Here is a 19988-nt window from a genome sequence, read left to right as displayed (position 1 = left end):
ATGAACGCCATCGCCGCCCTGAAAGCCGACCTCGACGGATTGCAGATTGAGGACAACCCGCAGATCGTCAGGCAGAAGAGCCGCGATTTCTTCTGGTATTCGCCTGTGCTCAAGGCGCAGCTGGAGGAGGTCACCGGCGATCTGGTGGTGACTCCGAAAACCGAGGACGAGGTCATCCGGGTCCTCAAGGCCTGCTACGCCGCCGATGTTCCGGTGACGACGCGCGGCGCCGGCACCGGCAATTACGGCCAGGCCATGCCTCTGTCCGGAGGCGTGGTGCTGAACCTGTCGGAGATGACGGCGGTGAAGGAGATCCGCCCGGGCTCCGTCGTCGCCGAGGCAGGCGCCATCCTGGCCGACATCGATGCGGCGACGCGCGCCCATTCGAACCAGGAATTGCGCATGCATCCCTCCACCTACCGCACGGCCACCATCGGCGGGTTCATCGCCGGCGGGTCGGGTGGGGTCGGGTCGATCAACTGGGGCGGCTTGCGCGACCTGGGCAATGTCATCCGCCTGCGCGTCATCACCATGGAGGCCGAGCCACAGGTTCTGGAAATGACCGGCGACGACCTGCAGAAGGTCATGCATGCCTATGGCACCAACGGCGTGATCACCGAGGTGGAAATGCCTCTGACCGCCGGTTACGACTGGGTCGACGTGCTGGTCGGCTTCGACGATTTCATGGACGCGGCCGTCTTTTCCGATGACCTGGCCCATCTCGACGGGCTGCTGGTGAAGAACATCGCCCCCATCGCCGCGCCCGTGCCCCATGACTATTTCCTGCGCCACAGGAAATTCATCCGCCGGGACCAGTCGGTCGCCGTGCTGATGGTGGCGCCCTTCGCGATGCCCGCTTTCGAGGCGTTCGTCGCCAGGCAGTCCCGGGCCGAGGTGCTTTACCGCTCCGACCTAGCCAGCGAGGACGACAGGACCCGCCTGCCGCCGACCTATGAGCTGGCCTGGAACCACACCACCCTGCGCGGACTCCGCGTCGATCCGACGATCACCTATCTGCAGGTGCTCTATCCCTTCCCCGACCAGATCAAACGCGTGCGCGGCATGCACGAAATGTTCGGTGACGAAGCGCCTTCGCATCTGGAATATGTCCGTTTCGACGGCAACATCACCTGCTTCGGCCTGCCGATCATCCGCTATTCAAGCGAAGCGCGGCTCAACGAGATCATCCGTCTGCATGAGGACAACGGCTGTCCGATCTTCAATCCGCACCGCTACACCCTGGAAGAAGGCGGCATGAAACGTACCGACGCCGTGCAGCTCGCCTTCAAGAAGCAGGCGGACCCCAAGGGGCTGCTCAATCCGGGCAAGATGATCGCCTGGGAAAATCCGGATTACGATTTTTCCGGCGACCAGGTTTTCCTGTTTCCAGGCCTGCAGCAGGCCTGACGATCCATGCCGCCGGAAACCGGCGGGAGTGTTAAACGACGTGTCGCAAAGGCCAGACCCATGCGCGTTCTTGTGGTTTTCAGCCACCCCTGCAAGGAAAGTTTCAACGCCGCTCTTTGCAGCAAGGTGGTGGAGACCCTGGAAGGGCAGGGGCACGAGGTCCGTCTCTCGGATCTCTATGCCCGGGGCTTCGATCCGGTCATGAGCGCGGAGGAGCGGCGCGGCTATCACACGCCGCAGGCCAACACCGTTCCGGTTGCCGACGACCTTGCGGACATCATGTGGTGCGAGGCGATGGTCTTCGTCTATCCCACCTGGTGGTTCGGCCTGCCGGCGATGCTGAAGGGCTGGCTGGAGCGGGTGTGGGTGCCCCATGAGACCTTCCAGATGCCGACGGCAACCCATGGGGCGCGACCGAAAATGCAGCATGTCAGGCGTATCGCGGTGGTCACCACCTGCGGCGCCAGCTGGTGGCTCTCCAAGCTGATCGGCGAACCCGGGCGCAAGACGATCCTGCGCGGCATCGGAATTCTCTGCCGTCCCGGCTGCCGGACGCTCTATCTGGCCCACTACAAGATGGACAGCTCGACCCGGGAAAGCCGGGAAAAATACCTGCGCAAGGTCGGACACAAGGTCGCGGCGTTCCTGGCGAAATAAGTCCGGAGCGCGATGCGCATGCGCGCTCCGACGGGCCGTTTCCGGTCCGCGGTGAGGCATGCCGCGCTGTCTGCGGCGGTCCGGCACCGTGAATGTGCTGCAGGAAACTGCGGCGGTTCCCCGTCCGTTATGCCTTGACCTTCCAGTAACTGGAGACTCTAAGTCTGGGGGCAGTGCCCCAAGGTGAGAGTTCGAAATGCAGGAAACAGCAGTCACATCCGGCCGGACAGCGGCAGCCGAAACAGCGATCGACCCGGTCTGCGGCATGTCCGTCACCCCCGGCACGGGCAAGCCGACCCTGAATTACAAGGGCAAGGATTATCATTTCTGCAGTTCGGGCTGCCACGGCAAGTTCGGCAGGGATCCCTATTTCTACCTGTCCGGAAACGCCGCCCGCAAGAAGGCGATGGATGCGGAGGGCGCTGCGAAAGGCGCGATCTACACCTGCCCGATGGACCCCGAAATCGTTCAGGAGGGGCCCGGCACCTGCCCGATCTGTGGCATGGCGCTGGAGCCGGCAAGCGGCGTTTCCGACGAACCCAATCACGAACTGATCGATTTCACCCGCCGCCTGTGGGTCAGCGCGCTGGCCTCCGTTCCGCTGCTGGTCCTGACCATGGGGCCGATGATCGGCGTGCCCGTACGCAGCTGGATCGGCGAAGGGGTCGCGATCTATCTGGAAGCCCTTCTGGCGACGCCTGTCGTGCTCTGGGCGGCGCTGCCGTTCTTCAGGCGTGGCTGGACCTCTCTGGTCACCCGCAATTTCAACATGTGGACGCTGATCATGATCGGCGTCGGCGCGGCCTATCTCTATTCCATGGTGGCCGCCTTCCTGCCTTTCCTGTTTCCGGAGGCGCTGAAGGACGCCAACGGTCACATGCCGGTCTATTTCGAGGCGGCTGCGGTGATCGTCGCGCTGGTCTTCGTCGGCCAGGTGCTCGAGCTGAACGCCCGCGAACGGACCGGGGATGCCATCCGGGCGCTTCTCGATCTGACGCCGAAGATGGCCCGCCGCATCACTCCGGACGGCGACGAATATGACGCGCCTCTGGAAAACGTGCTGGCCGGCGACAGGCTGAGGGTCCGGCCCGGCGAGGCGGTACCGGTGGACGGGGTGGTTCTGGAGGGGGCGTCGTCGATCGATGAAAGTCTGGTGACGGGCGAGCCGCTCCCGGTGGAAAAGGGCAGTGGCGACAGGGCCACCGGCGGCACGCTCAACAGGACCGGAACCTTCGTCATGCAGGCCGAACTGGTCGGTGCGGACACGATGCTCGCGAAAATCGTCGACATGGTCGCCTCCGCGCAGCGCTCGCGTGCTCCGATCCAGGGGCTCGCCGACCGCGTGGCAGGCTACTTCGTTCCCACCGTGGTCGGCGTCGCGGTTCTGGCCTTCGTCGTCTGGCTGCTTGTCGGCCCGAGCCCGTCCCTGGTGCATGCGATCATTGCCGCCGTCTCCGTGCTGATCATCGCCTGCCCCTGCGCCCTGGGACTGGCAACCCCGATGTCGATCATGACGGCGACGGGGCGCGGTGCCCAGGCCGGTGTGCTGATCAGGACCGCGGAGAGCCTGGAACGGCTCGCCTCGGTGGACACAATCGTGGTCGACAAGACCGGAACCCTGACCGAGGGAAAGCCGGCGGTCAGCGACCTCGTGCCTGCGCAAGGCGTGTCGGAGGAAGATCTTCTCGCCCTCGCCGGAGCACTGGAAAAGGGTTCCGAACATCCGCTTGCGGAAGCCATTCTCTCCGAGGCGGACAGAAGGTCCGTCCCGCTTGCGGAGGCTGCCGGTTTCGAAGCGGTGACCGGCAAGGGCGTCAGGGCACGGGTCGGCGAGGATGAAGTGCTTTTCGGCAATGCGGCCTTCGCGGCGGAAAGCGGGGCGGATCTCTCCGTGGTCGAAGGCCGGGCGGAAGAACTGTCCGAACTCGGCAGGACGGTCATGTATCTGGTCACGGTGACGGACGGGCAGGCGGCGTTGAAGGGGCTGGTTGCCGTGGCCGACCCGATCAAGCCGAATGCAAGGGCCGCGATCAATGCCTTGCATCGCGATGGCATCAGCATCGTCATGGCGACCGGCGATGCACCGCGCACCGCGCAGGCGGTCGCCCAGGCACTCGGAATCGACGAAGTGCGCGCCGGCGTGTTGCCGGAAGGCAAGCAGAAGCTGATCGAGGATCTCAAGGCCGCCGGCCGCACGGTCGCCATGGCGGGGGACGGCGTCAACGACGCGCCGGCGCTCGCCGCCGCCGATGTCGGCCTTGCCATGGGCACCGGCGCGGATGTGGCCGTGGAAAGCGCCGGCATGACGTTGCTCAAGGGCGATCTGGAGGGCATCGTGCGGGCCCGCAAACTGGCGCGCGTCACGGTGCGCAACATCCGCCAGAACCTCTTTTTTGCCTTCATCTACAACACGGTCGGCGTTCCGGTTGCCGCCGGGATTCTCTACCCGGTCTTCGGCCTGCTGCTGTCGCCCATGCTGGCCGCGGCCGCCATGAGCCTTTCCTCCGTGTCGGTGATCAGCAACGCGCTGCGTTTGCGCAGGCTGAGGCTTTAGCAGGGATCGTGGTACAGGTGGACAGATGAATATCGGAACAGCGTCCCGGCAGAGCCGGCTTCCTGTCAAGACGATCCGCTACTACGAGGAGATCGGTCTGGTCCGCCCCCTGCGGGGCGCGAACGGTTACCGCGACTTTTCGGCAACGGATCTGGAGCGCCTGAAATTCCTGCAGCGGTCGCGTAGCCTGGGCTTCTCGATCGAGGAATGCCGCGATCTCCTGTCCCTTTACGAGGACACGAACCGGGCAAGCGCGGATGTCAAAGCCATCACGCGCCAGAAAATAGAGGAAGTGGACCGCAAGATCGAGGAATTGAAATCGCTCAGGCGGGTTCTTCTGGACATGGCGGAAGCATGCCACGGAGACGACCGGCCGGAGTGCCCGATCATGGACGATCTGTCCGGGCGGCGGCGTGAGGGTGGACAGGAAGGCGGGCGGCACTGATGCAACGGATTTTCCTGCTCGTGACAGCGGCTCTGTCCCTGATTGTGCTCGGCGTCCTGATCTGGGGGCTGATCTCGGAGCGGACGGAGCATGCAGGCCGGCCGACGGCGGAGGGCACCGCTCTCGTTGCGGTCACGGTGCCCGGACTGAGTGCTGAAGCACGTGCGGGCGGGGCCTTGTTTGAAGAAAACTGCGCCGGTTGCCACGGCGAAAATGCCGCTGGCCGGGATGGCTTCGGTCCGCCGCTCGTGCACAGGATCTACGAACCGGGTCATCACGGGGACGGGGCTTTCCATCTGGCTGCCACGCGGGGCGTGCGCGCCCATCACTGGCCGTTCGGGGACATGCCGCCCGTCGAGAATGTCAGCGAACCGGATGTTGAAAAGATAGTCGCCTATGTCCGCACGCTTCAGCGTGCGAATGGAATTCACTGAAGGAGCGAAAAACGGAATGCGGAACGGACGGATCGGAGTGTTTGTGGTTGCGGTGCTGGCAGGTGCGGGCGGTGCCTTCGCCCACGGCGGTGCGACAGGCATCGTCAAGGAACGCATGGATGCCATGTCGGAGATCGGCGGGAAGATGAAAGCCGTGGGCCGCATGCTCAAGGGCGGCTCCTACGATCCGGGCGTGGCGGTCGAGGCCGGCAATGTGATCGCCGGGCATGGCGGAAAGGCACTGACGGATCTTTTCCCGGAAGGCAGCCTGCAGCCGCAAAGCGAAGCCAGTCCCGCCATCTGGAGCAACTGGACGACCTTCCGGCAATATGCCGGCGATCTGAAATCCTCGGCGCTTGTGCTGAAGACGATGGCCGAACAGGGGGCGGACAGGCAGGCTCTGGCAGGTGCGTTCGGCGACCTCGCCGGGACCTGCAAGGCCTGCCATCAGGAATTCCGTGTCAGAAAGTAGGGTTCCAGCCGGATGCCGTGCCGGCCGCGACGGCAATTAGCTTGCCACATTCGGCGCCATGTTCTACCAGACGATCAAATTCTTCGGTTGATCCAGCGCTGGGCGCGAACCGGAAACAGGAGACGACGCGACATGACCATCCGCTACCACAAGGGCGACCTCCCAGATCTGAAAGCCTACGAGACGGCAAGCGCGGTGGCGGTCGATTCAGAGACCCTCGGCCTCAATCCGCATCGCGACCGGCTGTGCGTCGTACAGCTGTCTCCGGGCGACGGATCGGCCGATGTGGTGCAGATCGCCCGCGGCCAGAAAGACGCGCCCAATCTGGCCGCGCTCATGACGGATCCTTCCAAACCCAAGATTTTTCACTTCGCACGGTTTGATGTTGCCGTGTTGCGGCACTATCTGAACATCGAAGTATCGCCGGTGTGGTGCACGAAGATCGCTTCGAAACTGGTGCGCACCTACACCGACCGGCATGGTCTGAAGGACATTTCGCGTGAATTGCTGGGCGTGGAATTGTCCAAGCAGCAGCAGAGTTCGGACTGGGCGGCAGAAACACTGTCCGATGCGCAGCTCGCATATGCAGCATCTGACGTGCTGTATCTGCATGCGCTGAAGGAAAAACTGGAATTCATGCTCGCCCGGGAAGGGCGGGAACATATCGCAAAGGCGTGCTTCGAGTTCCTGCCGGTCCGTGCAGAGCTCGATCTGAAGGGATGGGACGAAACGGACATCTTCGCCCATTCGTGAATTTGTCCGGCGGTGTCAATTCCCCGTCCCCTCGATCCTTTGGTTTTCGGAGATCTTGTTGAGCGTAGTCAGCGAACATGCGGGAGGCGCGGCTCCCAGACGGCCGCAGCGCGGACCGCAGAGCCGGGCACAGAAGGCTGCGCGCCGGCACAGTCTGCTGGTGCGTATCCTGCGCTGGGTCTTTCCCCTGACGGGCTTGCTGATTTTCGCCGGCATGGCCGGCCTTGTGATAGTGTTCAACATCCTGAGTGGATTCGGCGCCTCGAACATGATGCTGACAAGCGAGGGTCTGGTCATGGATCAGCCGGAGCTGTCGGGACATGACGGCGAGCGCTCCTACAGGGTCACCGCGCGGCGCGCCATTCAGCGCCTGAGCGATCCGCGCATCATCGATCTGGAGACGATCCGCGCGGACATCGTGTTGAGCCCGGACCAGAGCGCCGAGATCGTCGCGCTCCGGGGGATCTACAACAATGCGGCCGAAACCCTGCGTCTCTATGAGGGTATTCAGCTCGACTGGAGTGAAGGCTACAAGGTGGACCTGAAAGAAGTGCAGATTGATTTGACCAACGGCGCCCTGACCACGTCGGAGCCGGTTTCAATCCGCTCGGATCAGGGGCATGTTGCTGCAGGCAGACTTTCCTATGACAAGAACAAGGGTCTCGTCAGATTTTCCGATGGCATCAAGATGACCATCAATCCGGTTTCGAAGGACGGTGAGCAATGACATTTTTCAAACGCGTATTCATAGCGTCTGCGGCGGTCCTGTTTATCGGCTCGGCGCAGGCACAGACCTTTTCCGATGCCTTCGCCGGGTTCGGTTCGAACGAGGGCGAACCGATCGAGATCGAGGCGGGCGAGCTTCGTGTGGAGGATGGCAACAACACCGCGACCTTTGTCGGCGATGTGGTCGTCGTCCAGGGGGAAACCAGCCTCAAGACCCAGCGTCTGAAAGTCTTTTATGCCGGGGATGGCGAAAGCCAGCCGGAAGGGGCGGTCCAGCAGAAGATCTCCCGTCTGGAAGCCGCTGGCGGCGTCTTCATTTCCTCCAAGGACCAGACGGCCAAGGGGGATGAAGCCAGCTTCGACATGAACCGGGAATTCATGGTGATGACCGGCAAGGAGGTTGTGCTCAGCCAGGGTCCCAATGTGGTGGTCGGCAAGAAGCTGACCGTCAACCTGAAGACCGGTCAGGCGAATCTGACGGCCGGGCAGGGAGGCGTATCCGGCACCAGTGGCGGCCGTGTGAAGGTCCGCATTCAGCCCAACAGCGTGGAAAACAGCAACTGAGCCCTGAACCAGCCTGCGTCGGAATGCACGCGGGTTGTTCCGGGAGCGAATTCCTGATCTCCAGGGAAACTGCGGCAAATATCGGATGGACGACGCATCGGTGAAGATAACCCCCATGGATTCTAACGGGCCGCAGGAAGATCTGTCCCGAGCGCTGGTCGTCGAGGGCATAGGCAAGACCTATGGCCGCCGCCAGGTGGTGAAATATGTCAGCCTGTCCGTGAAACCGGGCGAGGCCGTCGGTCTTCTGGGGCCGAACGGCGCCGGCAAGACGACGACCTTCTACATGATCACCGGTCTGATCCGCCCGGATCAGGGCAAGATCTTCCTGGACGGCTTCGACATCACCCGCATGCCCATGTACCGGCGCGCCCGCCTGGGGATCGGATATCTGCCCCAGGAAGCGTCCATCTTCCGTGGCCTGACGGTGGAGGAAAACATCCGCGCCGTTCTGGAGGTGATCGAACCCAACCGTCAGAAGCGCCGGGAGGAACTCGATTCGCTTCTCGCGGAATTCGGCCTGACCCATCTGCGCAAGGCGCCGAGCATCTCACTTTCCGGCGGTGAACGCCGCCGGGTGGAAATTGCCCGCGCACTGGCAAGTCGTCCGTCCTTCATGCTGCTCGACGAACCCTTTGCCGGTATCGACCCGATCGCCGTCGGCGACATCCAGCAGCTCGTGCGCCACCTGACCCAGCGCGGCATCGGCGTTCTGATCACCGATCACAATGTGCGCGAGACCCTGGGCCTGATCGACCGGGCCTATATCATCGCCTCCGGCGAGGTTCTCACCGAAGGCCTGCCGCAGGAAATCGTCACGAACCCGGATGTGCGGCGATTGTATCTGGGAGAACGATTTACGCTTTGATGACAGGCGGCCGACTAGGCTGTAAGGTCTGTGAATAATCGATAAGCAAAAAGCAGACCAACCGCCTTTCACTCAAACGGCGCCCGGGTAATTGATGGCCATTTCGACAAAGCTGGAGATGCGGCAGAGCCAGTCGCTGATCATGACGCCGCAATTGATGCAGGCGATCAAGCTGCTGCAGATGTCCAATCTCGACCTTGTTGCCTATGTCGAAGCCGAACTGGAACGCAATCCGCTTCTTGAAAAGACCGAAGGGGAGGATGGTGACGCCGGCAGCGCGCCCGACCGCGGTGGAGAGGAGGCGGACGCCACAGCGTCCGCCGGCGACGAGCCTGTTTCGAGCGATTGGCTGCAAAGCGACCTGGAAACCGGTTCAGAGGCCATCGCGGCGCGGATGGACACGGATCTGGGCAATGTGTTTCCCGATGAGCCGGGCGTTCCCGCCTCGCCCGACCCCGCCCTTCTCAAGGCCGGTGACAGCTACAAGAATGTTTCCAGCGGCAGCGCGTCGGACGATTACAATCTCGAGGCCTTCGTTGCCGAGGAAATGTCGCTTTGCGCCTGGCTGGAAGAGCAGATGCATCTGGCCCTGAGCGATGCTGTGGACAAGCTGATTGGCAGCCACCTGATCAACTCTCTCGACGAGAACGGTTATCTCTATGTCGACCTTGAAGAGGCGGCGGAGCAGCTCGGTGTCGACATCGGCCGTGTGGAGCAGGTGCTTGGCGTGCTTCAGACCTTCGAGCCGGCCGGTGTCTTTGCGCGCAATCTGGCCGAATGCCTGAAGCTTCAGCTGATCGACAAGAACCGTTTCGATCCGGCAATGGAAGCCCTGATCGACAATATCGAACTGCTTGCCAGACGGGACCTGGCGACGTTGCGCAAAACCTGCGGTGTGGACGACGAGGATCTCATGGAGATGATCGCCGAGATCCGCGCCCTCGACCCCAAACCCGGCAGCGTGTTCGGCTCGTCCCTCGTGCAGCCCATGGTGCCCGATGTGTTCGTGCGTCCCGCCAATGACGGCGGCTGGGCGGTGGAGCTCAATTCGGACACCCTGCCCAGGGTGCTCGTCAATCAGACCTATTTCGCCCGGGTCATCAAGACGGCGCGCAACGATACGGAAAAGGAATATCTCACCGAATCGCTGCAGACCGCCAACTGGCTCGCCAAGAGCCTGGATCAGCGTGCCCGGACCATCCTGAAGGTCTCCACGGAGATCGTCCGGCAGCAGGACGGCTTCCTGACCCACGGCATCGCGCACCTGCGGCCGCTGAACCTGAAAACCATCGCCGAAGCCATCAGCATGCATGAATCCACGGTCAGCCGGGTGACATCCAACAAGTACATGGCCACGCCGCGCGGCATCTACGAACTGAAATATTTCTTTTCCTCGTCCATTTCGGCGACGGCAGGCGGTGGCGACGCCCATTCGGCGGAATCCGTGCGGCACAGAATCAGGCAGATGATCGAAGCCGAAGATCCGAAGGCGATCCTGTCCGACGACACGATCGTCAAGATCCTGAAGGACGATGGCATCGACATCGCGCGCCGGACGGTCGCAAAATACCGTGAGGCCATGAAGATCGGCTCGTCCGTGCAACGCCGCCGGGAGAAGAACTCCCGAATCTAGCGTCGGGCGCATCCGGTTCGCGCACAGCCGGGCGTTGGGAGCCTCCGGTGTCCAATCTTGCGGTTTTCCACCAATTTCACGGATGTCCCCTGAAACACGCCAGGGATTCCGTTCCATGGCGCGGGCGGGGTTCCGCATTTCTCATAATCGTTTGACTCTTCGTACAGGCGCAATTATAGGACCGCCCTCGTAACGTAAACAGGGGATGGCGCTTCCGCGCTGACTGGTCCATTCTGTAAGCTTGAAACGTATCGCGTTTCGACACCGGCGCAGACGCCGGTGACCTGTCGGTCAATAGAAAAAGAAGAGGTCCCCATGGCTTTGCGGATTTCGGGTAAGAATGTCGATGTCGGCGACGCACTGCGCGTCCACATCACAGACCGAATTGAAGATGCCCTGTCAAAATACTTCACGGGCGGCTACACAGGCCACGTTACCCTCAGCAGGGAGGGCACAGGCTTCAAGTCGGAGTGCAACCTGCATCTGGACACCGGGATACTGCTCCAGGTGTCTGCGCAGGACCAGGATCCGCGCAACAGTTTCGATCTTGCGGCGGAAAAGATCGAAAAAAGGTTGCGGCGTTACAAGCGCAAGCTGAAGGACCATCACAGCCACAATGGCCGTGAGGCGATGGAGGCGGCATCCTATGTGCTCGCTTCGCCGGAAGAGGACGAGGAAGTGCCGGTGGATTTCAATCCGCTCGTCATTGCCGAGACTTCCGCGAAAGTTAAGACAATGACCGTCGGCATGGCGGTCATGGAGCTGGATCTGACCGAAGCACCGGTTGTCATGTTCAAAAATGCGGCAAATGGCGGTGTCAATGTTGTTTATCGCCGGTCGGACGGCAATATTGGCTGGATCGACCCGGCGCTGGTGGCCAACGTGGCCGCCGAATAAGGATGCGGACGAGGCCGGCTTCCCTTCGGAAGCCGGCTTCCGAAACTTGTAGGCGAACGAATGGATCTTGGTGATCTTCTGGGTAAAGATGCGGTCATTGCCGACCTGAAGGCCAAAAGCAAGAAGCAGGCTATCCAGGAACTGGCGTCCAGGGCAGCGGAGCTGACCGGTCTTTCCGAACGTGAAATTTTCGACACACTCCTGCAGCGCGAGCGTCTGGGCTCTACCGGTGTCGGCCACGGCATCGCCATCCCGCACGGCAAGCTCATTCGCCTCGACAGGCTGGTCGGCCTGTTCGCGAAGCTCAAGAAGCCGGTGGAATTCGATTCCCTCGATGACGAGCCGGTCGATCTGATCTTTCTGCTGCTCGCGCCGGAAGGCGCCGGCGCCGATCATCTCAAGGCCCTGGCAAGGATCGCGCGTCAGCTCAGGGACACGGTCGTGACACAGGGCATTCGCGCCTCTTCCGACCCGGCAGCGATCTACGAATTCCTGACCCAGCCGTTGGCATCGTCCAACGCGGCCTGATTTCCGGACAGCCGGAAACGCTTGGTGTCAGATGCCTTGAGCCGGCATGAGACCCTCGAAACCGCGAAGCGCGGCCTCCCGGACCCAAGAGCGTTTGCTGTCGCGGTTCAGGCTTTCACAGGGGTGACGTCGCCCTGAACGAGGTCCTGCTGCGCGGCGCCCACAGGACGGCTTTTTGAAAGCGCGGCCAGGTGAAGTTCCCCAAGCTCTGAAGGCGGTGCGGTTTCTTCGGGGATGCGCCACAAGGTGGAGCGCAGGGCCAGTGCACCGAGGGTCGGAGTTGAGGTCGCGACGGCGATTGCTATGGCCAGCAACGGGCCGATGGCGACCGGGATGACCGGCCACACAAGCCCGATCTGCTGTCCCGCGATCCAGGCAAGCCCGGCCAGTCCGAACAGGGTCTGCGGCCACAGCTTGCGGGCAGCAAGCAGAACCGGCAGTCGCGTGACGCCCCGTGCCTGGGCGCCCCAGCCAATTGTCTTGCCGAAGACAAGCCCGCCCATGAACAGGGTGTGGGAAACGGCCATGACCGGTGCGAGCATGGCCGCATAGAGAATTTCCGTAAAGACGCTGATCAGGATGCGGACCGGACCGCCGAAGGCCTTGCGCATGTCCGACCGGGCCAGGACATCTGCGACCGTGGCCAGCTTGGCGGCAAACACCATGGTCAGCACGGTGAAGAACACCATGGCGCCGGTGTCCGCGCGATAGGGGGCTTCCTCCGCCACCATTCCGAGCACCGCTGCTGCGGTCATGAAGCCGATCCATGCCGGCGACCCCAGGAACATGAGGATGGCCAGAAAGAGCTGTACGCGGCTGACCGCCTTCAGTCCGGGCATGGCCAGAAGGCGGCGGTATTGCAGGTTGCCCTGGCACCAGCGCAGGTCGCGCCGGATGAATTCCAGCAGATGCGGTGGATTGACCTCATAGCTGCCGGTCTCCAGCGGCAGGACGCGCACTTCATATCCGGCGCGGCGCATCAGCACGGCTTCCACCTGGTCGTGCGACAGGATCGGACCGGCCAGCGGCCCTTTTCCGGGCAGGACCGGCAGCTTGCAATGGTCGGCGAACGGCTTCAGCCGCAGGATTGCATTGTGGCCCCAGTAGGGGCCGCAATCGCCCTGCCACCAGGCACTGCCGATCGTATAGGAGCGCATGCCCAGCCGCATGCCGAACTGGAACACACGGGCAAAGGCGCTTTCGGTCGGCAATCCGACCACGAGGCTCTGCAGGATGCCGACCCGGGGATTGGCTTCCATGCGCCTGACGAGACCTGTAATCGCCTCCGCCGACATGTAGCTGTCCGCGTCCAGCACCAGAGCGAAATCGTGCCTGTCGCCCCAGCTGTGGCAGAAGTCCTCGATGTTACCGGCCTTGTAGCCGGTGTTCTCCGCGCGCCGCCGGTAGTGCACCGCCATCTGGCCCTGAAACCGTTCGGCAAGACGCGCAGCCATTTCCTGTTCCTGCCGGGCGATATCGTCCATCGACGTGTCGCTGAGCACATACAGGGCGAACTGCTCCGGCTGGCCCGCCCGGACCAGATGGGACGCCATGGCGCCGAGGCTGGTTTCCAGACTGTCGACGTCCTCGTCGCGAATGCAGGACAGAAGCGCCGTGGAGCATGTGAGCGGACCCTCGCCCGGCTCGATCGGGCAGACGGTTTCGACGGGATCCCGGGCAAGACGCATCACCAGCAGTCCGATGACCGCGTTCCAGAAGCCGATGATGGTCCACGGCAGTGTTACAGTGAAACAGAGCAGGATCACCAGATCGAGTGCGGAATATCCGCCGGGTGAAAGCGTGACCGCCATCAGCGCGGTAAGGCCGATGAAGCTCACGATGACGAGCGTGGAGAAAATCACGCGCCGGAGGGTCATGCGGAGAGCCGCTTTGTCGGAAAAAGTCATGTCAAAGACCCGAAACATTTTTTTGACTTCCAATCAGGGCGATCATGGCGATAGTGCGCATGTCAAAGTGTCCCTACGTTGACAGAGGCTGCGTGGATGATCATGAACCGTAAAGGAAGAGCGGAATTATGGCGGTGATGGACGACACACCCCGGTCTCAGGCGCTCTGGTATACCGGCCCGGCGCAATGCGCAATCGATGCCGCGCCATGCGAAAGACCGCAGGCCGGCGAGGTTCTGGTTCGAACTCTCTTCAGCGGTATCAGCCGGGGCACGGAAGGCCTCGTCTTGCGCGGAGAAGTTCCCGAAAGCGAATGGCAGCGGATGCGGGCACCTTTTCAGGCCGGAGACTTTCCCTTTCCGGTGAAATACGGTTACGCCAATGTCGGCAGGGTGCTGGAAGGGGATCCCGCCCTTGTCGACCGCATCGTTTTTTCGCTCTATCCGCATCAAGATGTCTTTGTTCTCCCATCCAGTGCCTGCGTGCCCGTTCCGGCCGGCATTCCGGCCGAAAGAGCCGTTCTGGCGTCCAATATGGAAACCGCGATCAACGCTTTATGGGACGGAAAACCATCACCTGGGGATCACATCTGCGTGGTTGGCGGCGGGGTGGTCGGATTGTTGACCGCCTATCTGGCAAGCAGGATTCCCGCGACGCGGGTGACGCTGGTCGACACGAATGCCGCACGGTCACGAACGGCTGCGGAGCTGGGTCTGGAATTCGCGCTCCCCGGACACGCACCGCGCGGCCAGGATCTGGTGTTTCACACCAGCGCCAGCTCGGCCGGCCTGGCAACGGCGCTGGCCTGCGCCGGGGACGGGACCAGCGTTGTCGAAATGAGCTGGTATGGCGACCGCGACGTGCTGGCGCCGCTCGGCGCCGATTTCCATTGCCGTCGCCTGAAGCTGATCTCCAGCCAGGTCGGCACCATTCCCGCAGAGCGGCAGGCCCGCTGGACCTACCGGCGCCGGTTGGAAACGGCCCTGTCCCTGCTGCAGGATTCGGCTCTGGACCGGCTGATCAGTCATCGGGTTTTATTTCCGGATCTGCCCGCGCAACTGCCGACCCTGCTGGACAAGGCTTCGGATGTGCTCACTGCGGTTGTCGTCTATGACGGCAGCCCGGGCTGATCCGGTCTCACCTCGTCCCTTCCTTTTTAATGTCAGGATCCATCCAAATGTATGCAGTTGAAGTCCGCGACCACGTCATGATCGCCCATTCCTTCAAGGGAGCGCTGTTCGGTCCCGCTCAGGCGCTTCATGGCGCGACCTTCGTCATCGACGCGGCTTTTCTGGCCGAAACGCTCGACGAGAACGGCGTGGTCATCGACATCGGCCGGGCACATGAGGCCCTGAAGGAAGTGCTCGAGCCGCTCAACTACAAGAATCTCGACGAGGTGCCCGCCTTTGCTGGAACCAACACGACGACGGAATTCCTCACCCGCCATATTCACGACCATCTGGCGAAAGCCGCCCGGGAGGACCGGCTCGGCCGTCCGGGGCGCGACCTGGGGGCCATCCGGGTGACGATTTCGGAATCCCACGTTGCCCGCGCCTGGTACGAAGCCGCGATCTGACCCGGCATGAACCAGCTCTTCCTCGCCTTCCCGGGCAATCTCGACACGCCGACCGGCGGCTATGGCTATGACCGCCGCATCATCGCCGGATTGCGGGATCTCGGCTGGCAGGTGGAGCTTGTGCCTCTCGGGGAGGGATTTCCCGCCCCGTCCGCGCAAACGCTGGTCGCGGCGGAAAAGCGGCTCGCGGCACTGCCCCAGGGGTCCCGCGTGGTGATCGACGGCCTGGCCTTCGGCGCCATGGCCGCGGCTGCGGCGGCGCTGGACCAGCACCTGTCCCTGGTCGCCCTGGTGCACCACCCGCTGTGTCTGGAAAACGGCCTGACGGATGGGCAGGCGCAGGCCCTGCGCGAAAGTGAGCACAGGGCGCTTGCCTTCGCCCGGCATGTGATCGTGACCAGTCCGGCAACCGCCCGCCAGGTGGCGGACCTGTTCGGTTACCCGGCGCAGCGGATATCCGTTGTTCTTCCCGGCACCGATCGCCCCGGCACCATAGCGCGCGAACCCGCGGACGGCGTGAGACTGCTGTCCGTGGGGACCGTCGTTGCAAGAAAAGGCTATGACCTCCTGTTTCAGGCCCTCTCCGGAATGCGGGAGCGCAACTGGCATCTGGAGATCGTCGGCGGCCTGGAGTCGGATCCGCAGTGTTACCGCGCGCTGTTGCAGCAGATCGGCGACATGCACCTTGCCGGCAGGATCACGTTTCACGGGGCTGTCCCGCCGGACGCGCTGAGCGGCTTTTACCGCAACGCGGACATCTTCGTGCTTGCCAGCCGCTATGAGGGATATGGAATGGCCTATACGGAAGCATTGGCCCACGGCCTGCCGGTGATCGGCAGCGGGGGCGGCGCCGTCCGCGAGACATTGCCCGACGGTGCGGCGATCTATTGCGGCATCGAGAACGTCCCGGCACTCCGGGAGGCGCTGGAACTGCTGATCGGTGATGCCGGCGCGCGCGCGCGTATGGCGCAGGCGGCCCGGACCGCCGCCGAAGGACTGCCCGACTGGCGGGATGCCGCCGCGCAATTTGCGCAAACCCTGCAGGAGCTTGCCCTATGAGCGGATTTTCGTCTGAATGGCTGGCCCTGCGCGAGCCTCTCGACCTGGCGGCCAGAAACGCCGGCGTGGAAGAGGCCTTCCTGGCGCAGCTGCCTGAAAGGCCCCTTCGGATTCTGGATCTGGCCAGTGGCGCCGGGTCGACAATCGCCGCCCTGCAGGGAAAGTTTCGCCAGCCGGTGAACTGGCTGCTCACCGATCATGATCCGGCCCTGCTCGAGGTGGCGGCCGCGCGCTGGGACAGAGGAGCAGCAAGCGGGGTTGAAACCCGGCAGGTCGATCTTGCCGGCGATCTGGAGGGGCTGCCGCTCGCGGATGTGGAGGCCGTCACGACATCGGCTTTTCTCGATCTTGTCTCCGACGAATTCCTGCTCCGCCTCACGGACCGGATTGTCCGGTCCGGAAAGCCCTTTCTTGCCAGCCTGACCTACGACGGGCGCACCGCGTTCGAACCGTCCCATCCTTTTGACGCCGAGATGTGCGCCTCCCTGAACGCACACCAGAAATCCGACAAGGGCTTCGGCCCGGCGCTCGGCCCGGATGCGGCGGCCCGGGCGGCCGGACTTTTTGAAGACCGGGGATACAGGGTGGTTCGGGGACCGTCCGACTGGCAGGCGGGCTCCGCTGCCTCCGGCTTTCTGCAGGAATTCCTGCAGGGCTGGGTTCGGGTCGGCCGGGAAACCGGGCTGGACAAGACGGCTCTGGAGGCCTGGTGGCGTGACCGCCAGAACAAGATCCGTTCAGGAGAGCTTCACGCGGAAGTCGGCCACCTCGATTTCGCGGCTTTCCCCGCATAGGAGTCCTGAAGGCGGCCGGGGGCACAGGACCGCGCGTTGGCGAAGCAGCTGTCCTATGCACATCGCCACCGCGCTCCGTCACAGCCTTTTCGCCGGGAGGGCGTTTTGGGCAGCATGGTCTGAGCATTGCAGCGCATCTGAAAATACGGTTTTATGGATATTTGCCCTGACACGCAGGAATACAAATTAATTTATCGAGCGCGTGCACGGTTGTTTACGCTTTATTTACTTAACAAAATTTAACCAAAGTTGATTTGTAATTTTTTACCATGCCCCTTAAGTACAGTTTATTCTTTTTTTGCGAAAAATAGAGCTTCTCAACATAGTCATCGGTTCACGGTGAACCGGCAGCAATGGCAAGGATTGACATGAAACAGGCTATTCGGACCCTTCTGGCGAAACACGGCAACCTGCCTGTCGCGATTGAAAGCATCGATGACAATGCGGACCTCTATGACGCCGGTCTGTCTTCCTTCGCATCGGTTCAGGTGATGCTGGCTCTGGAAGAGGAATTCGATATCGAGTTTCCCGAGCATCTGCTGAATCGCAAGTCGTTTTCTTCTGTTGAGGCAATTGCCGCCGCGCTGACGGAAATTCGCGAAGAGCAGGCGGCCTGATTCATGACCGCCGCCAGCAGGGTTACCGCCATGGGGCTGACCGAGCGCGCCAGGCGTGCCGCCGGAATTGCCGCTGAATACGCCGACCGGGTGGATGTCGAGGGCCGCTTTCCGTCCGAGGGCATGGACGCCCTCAAGGCAGAGCGCCTGATGGGCATCCTGATCCGTCCGGAATTCGGCGGCGAAGGTGCGACCATGACCGAGATCGCCGACATATGCGCGATTCTGGGGCAGGCCTGCGCATCGACCGCCATGACCTACGCCATGCACCAGATCCAGGTCGCCAGTCTTTCCGACTACGCGCTCGGCAGTGCCTGGCATGAATCCTTTCAGAAACGCATCTGCGAAGAACAGCTGCTGATCGCCTCCGCCACCAGCGAGGCGGGCATCGGCGGCAATCTGCGCAATTCCCTGTGCGCCATCGAGGTGGAGGGAGAGACCGCGCGGCTGACCAAGGATGCGACCGTGATTTCCTACGGTGCCGAGGCCGATGCCATCATGGTGACCTCCCGCCGCAATCCGGATGCGGCCCATTCCGATCAGGTCGCGACGGTCTTCCTGAAGGACCAGTACACGCTGGAGCGGACAAGTGTGTGGGACACCCTCGGCATGCGCGGCACCTGTTCGGAAGGATATATCTTCAAGGCAGAAGCCCCGGCCGTCCAGATCCTGCCGCGTCCCTTCGCGGAAATAGCCGCCCAGTCCATGCTGGCCGTGTCTCACCTTCTGTGGGGCGCGCTCTGGTACGGAATTGCCGCCGACGCGGTGGCGCGCGCCCAGAGCTTCGTGAAGGCGGCGGCGCGCAAGTCTCCCGGCCAGATGCCTCCCGGCGCCCTGCGTCTTGCGGAAGCCTCCAGCCTGCTGCAGCTGGTGAAGGCCAATGTGGTGGCCGGCCTCAAGCAGTTCGCGGAGTGCAAGGGCGATGGCGATGCCCTGAACGCCATGAGCTTTTCCGTTGCCATGAACAATGTGAAGATCGGGACGTCGCAGACCATCCTGACCATCATCAATCACTGCATGCTGATCTGCGGCATTGCCGGATACAAGAACGGCACGCCCTTCAGCCTCGGCCGTCACCTGCGCGATGCGCATTCGGCCCAGCTGATGATTTCCAATGACCGGATTCTGGGCAACACGTCGACGATGCTGCTGGTCAACAAGCAAGACACCAGCCTTTTGGGGTAAACCATGGACGCGCAAGTCTCTTTTCTGGACCAGCTTTTCGCCGAAGGCGTGCTGCACGACAGCGGTGTCGACGGTCTTTATGCCCGCAGCGGTGAATTCGAGGACGTGATCTCGCGGTTCGAAACCTTTGCCCTGAGCTACGGCCGGGACGAAATTTCCGAAGCCATGGTCTTTCCTCCGGGCATGACCATGCAGGACTTCGAGACCAGCGGCTACATGAAGAGCTTCCCCCAGCTTGCCGGCACGGTTCACGCCTTTTGCGGCAACGATCACGACCATATGGGACTGTTGCAATGCATTGCCGCGGGGGATGACTGGTCGAAGCATCAGAAGCCGACCCAGGTCGCGCTCACGCCCGCTGCCTGCTATCCGCTCTATCCGATCCTGTCCCGGCGAGGATCCCTGCCGCAGGAAGGCGCCTATGTCGCCCTTCAGTCCTACTGCTTCCGTCACGAGCCCTCGAAGGACCCGGCGCGGATGCAGATGTTCCGGCAGCGCGAATATGTGCGTGTCGGCTCGCCGGAGCAGACGATGGCCTTCCGGGAAACCTGGAAGGAACGCGGTCAGGACATGATGAAACGGCTGGAACTGCCACATCACGTGGATGTCGCCAACGATCCTTTCTTCGGGCGCGCCGGCAAGATCATGGCCTCCGGTCAGCGCGAGCAGGAACTGAAGTTCGAGATGCTGGTTCCGATCACCACGGAAGAAAAGCCGACCGCCTGCATGAGCTTCAACTATCACATGGACAATTTCGGCAAGGCCTGGGACATCCGTCAGGCGGACGGTTCGCCCGCGCACACCGCCTGCGTCGGTTTCGGCCTCGAGCGGATTGCCCTTGCTCTTTTCCGCCATCACGGGTTCGACACTGCCCGCTGGCCCGACGGCGTCAGGTCGGCCCTTTGGGGCTGA

The 19988-nt window shown here is 62.6% G+C and carries 21 protein-coding genes; 20 read left to right on the top strand and 1 reads right to left on the bottom strand.

What is annotated here, in order from left to right:
- The 13 genes from DCO57_RS16020 (at position 1) to ptsN (ending at position 11938) form a co-directional block, all read left to right on the top strand.
- A complete protein-coding gene (locus DCO57_RS16020) occupies positions 1-1407 on the top strand; it encodes an FAD-binding oxidoreductase (RefSeq protein ID WP_116699917.1) in 1407 nt (468 codons plus the stop codon).
- Positions 1408-1467: 60 nt separating this feature from the next.
- Positions 1468-2064: an NAD(P)H-dependent oxidoreductase gene (locus tag DCO57_RS16015; RefSeq protein ID WP_116699916.1), complete on the top strand. Its 597-nt coding sequence runs from the start codon at positions 1468-1470 to the stop codon at positions 2062-2064.
- A 196-nt stretch (positions 2065-2260) separates the two neighbouring features.
- Complete coding sequence (locus DCO57_RS16010) at positions 2261-4618, top strand: heavy metal translocating P-type ATPase (protein WP_116699915.1); 2358 nt, start codon at positions 2261-2263, stop codon at positions 4616-4618.
- Between the two features lie 25 nt (positions 4619-4643).
- The gene (gene cueR, locus DCO57_RS16005; protein ID WP_116699914.1) at positions 4644-5063 is read left to right on the top strand and encodes a Cu(I)-responsive transcriptional regulator; all 420 of its coding nucleotides are present in this window, start codon (positions 4644-4646) and stop codon (positions 5061-5063) included.
- Positions 5063-5497, top strand: coding sequence for a c-type cytochrome (locus DCO57_RS16000; protein WP_116699913.1), 435 nt, complete (start codon positions 5063-5065; stop codon positions 5495-5497). Before cueR ends, DCO57_RS16000 begins: the two co-directional genes overlap by 1 nt.
- Before the next feature lie 16 nt (positions 5498-5513).
- Positions 5514-5969 (top strand): cytochrome c, encoded by a 456-nt coding sequence (locus DCO57_RS15995; RefSeq protein WP_165814755.1) that lies wholly within the window; start codon positions 5514-5516, stop codon positions 5967-5969.
- Between the two features lie 132 nt (positions 5970-6101).
- Positions 6102-6722, top strand: a complete 621-nt coding sequence (locus DCO57_RS15990) for a ribonuclease H-like domain-containing protein (RefSeq protein WP_116699911.1) — start codon at positions 6102-6104, stop codon at positions 6720-6722.
- 58 nt (positions 6723-6780) lie between these two features.
- Positions 6781-7449, top strand: a complete 669-nt coding sequence (gene lptC, locus DCO57_RS15985; protein WP_208977982.1) for an LPS export ABC transporter periplasmic protein LptC — start codon at positions 6781-6783, stop codon at positions 7447-7449.
- Positions 7446-8012 carry an LptA/OstA family protein gene (locus DCO57_RS15980; RefSeq protein WP_116699910.1) on the top strand — a complete coding sequence of 189 codons (567 nt, stop codon included), beginning with the start codon at positions 7446-7448 and terminating at the stop codon, positions 8010-8012. The genes lptC and DCO57_RS15980 overlap by 4 nt, the downstream gene beginning before the upstream one ends.
- Before the next feature lie 115 nt (positions 8013-8127).
- Positions 8128-8880 (top strand): LPS export ABC transporter ATP-binding protein, encoded by a 753-nt coding sequence (gene lptB, locus DCO57_RS15975; protein WP_244287958.1) that lies wholly within the window; start codon positions 8128-8130, stop codon positions 8878-8880.
- Between the two features lie 94 nt (positions 8881-8974).
- Entirely contained in the window at positions 8975-10513 is a 1539-nt protein-coding gene (gene rpoN / locus DCO57_RS15970) for an RNA polymerase factor sigma-54 (protein ID WP_116699908.1), read from the top strand.
- A 315-nt stretch (positions 10514-10828) separates the two neighbouring features.
- On the top strand, positions 10829-11410 hold the full coding sequence (raiA, locus tag DCO57_RS15965; RefSeq protein ID WP_116699907.1) for a ribosome-associated translation inhibitor RaiA: 582 nt from the start codon (positions 10829-10831) through the stop codon (positions 11408-11410).
- A gap of 60 nt (positions 11411-11470) precedes the next feature.
- Positions 11471-11938, top strand: coding sequence for a PTS IIA-like nitrogen regulatory protein PtsN (gene ptsN / locus DCO57_RS15960; RefSeq protein WP_116699906.1), 468 nt, complete (start codon positions 11471-11473; stop codon positions 11936-11938).
- A 107-nt stretch (positions 11939-12045) separates the two neighbouring features.
- On the opposite strand, the gene mdoH is transcribed toward ptsN, so the two are convergent.
- Complete coding sequence (mdoH, locus tag DCO57_RS15955) at positions 12046-13845, bottom strand: glucans biosynthesis glucosyltransferase MdoH (RefSeq protein ID WP_208977981.1); 1800 nt, start codon at positions 13843-13845, stop codon at positions 12046-12048.
- Positions 13846-13982: 137 nt separating this feature from the next.
- Here mdoH and DCO57_RS15950 point away from each other — a divergent pair, with 137 nt between their 5' ends.
- The 7 genes from DCO57_RS15950 (at position 13983) to DCO57_RS15920 (ending at position 19988) form a co-directional block, all read left to right on the top strand.
- The gene (locus DCO57_RS15950; RefSeq protein WP_244287957.1) at positions 13983-14975 is read left to right on the top strand and encodes a zinc-binding alcohol dehydrogenase; all 993 of its coding nucleotides are present in this window, start codon (positions 13983-13985) and stop codon (positions 14973-14975) included.
- A gap of 47 nt (positions 14976-15022) precedes the next feature.
- Positions 15023-15421 (top strand): 6-carboxytetrahydropterin synthase, encoded by a 399-nt coding sequence (locus DCO57_RS15945; RefSeq protein WP_116699903.1) that lies wholly within the window; start codon positions 15023-15025, stop codon positions 15419-15421.
- 6 nt (positions 15422-15427) lie between these two features.
- The gene (locus tag DCO57_RS15940) at positions 15428-16480 is read left to right on the top strand and encodes a glycosyltransferase family 4 protein (protein WP_116699902.1); all 1053 of its coding nucleotides are present in this window, start codon (positions 15428-15430) and stop codon (positions 16478-16480) included.
- Positions 16477-17274, top strand: a complete 798-nt coding sequence (locus DCO57_RS15935; protein ID WP_116699901.1) for a class I SAM-dependent methyltransferase — start codon at positions 16477-16479, stop codon at positions 17272-17274. Before DCO57_RS15940 ends, DCO57_RS15935 begins: the two co-directional genes overlap by 4 nt.
- Positions 17275-17642: 368 nt before the next feature.
- Complete coding sequence (locus tag DCO57_RS15930; RefSeq protein WP_116699949.1) at positions 17643-17891, top strand: acyl carrier protein; 249 nt, start codon at positions 17643-17645, stop codon at positions 17889-17891.
- 3 nt (positions 17892-17894) lie between these two features.
- Complete coding sequence (locus tag DCO57_RS15925) at positions 17895-19076, top strand: acyl-CoA dehydrogenase family protein (RefSeq protein ID WP_116699900.1); 1182 nt, start codon at positions 17895-17897, stop codon at positions 19074-19076.
- Between the two features lie 3 nt (positions 19077-19079).
- Positions 19080-19988, top strand: coding sequence for an amino acid--[acyl-carrier-protein] ligase (locus DCO57_RS15920; protein WP_116699899.1), 909 nt, complete (start codon positions 19080-19082; stop codon positions 19986-19988).

It is taken from the genome of Labrenzia sp. 011 (assembly GCF_003075075.1).
Lineage (GTDB): Bacteria > Pseudomonadota > Alphaproteobacteria > Rhizobiales > Stappiaceae > Roseibium.
Note: the sequence above shows the minus strand (reverse complement) of the source record. Positions and strands in the feature narration are given on the sequence as shown.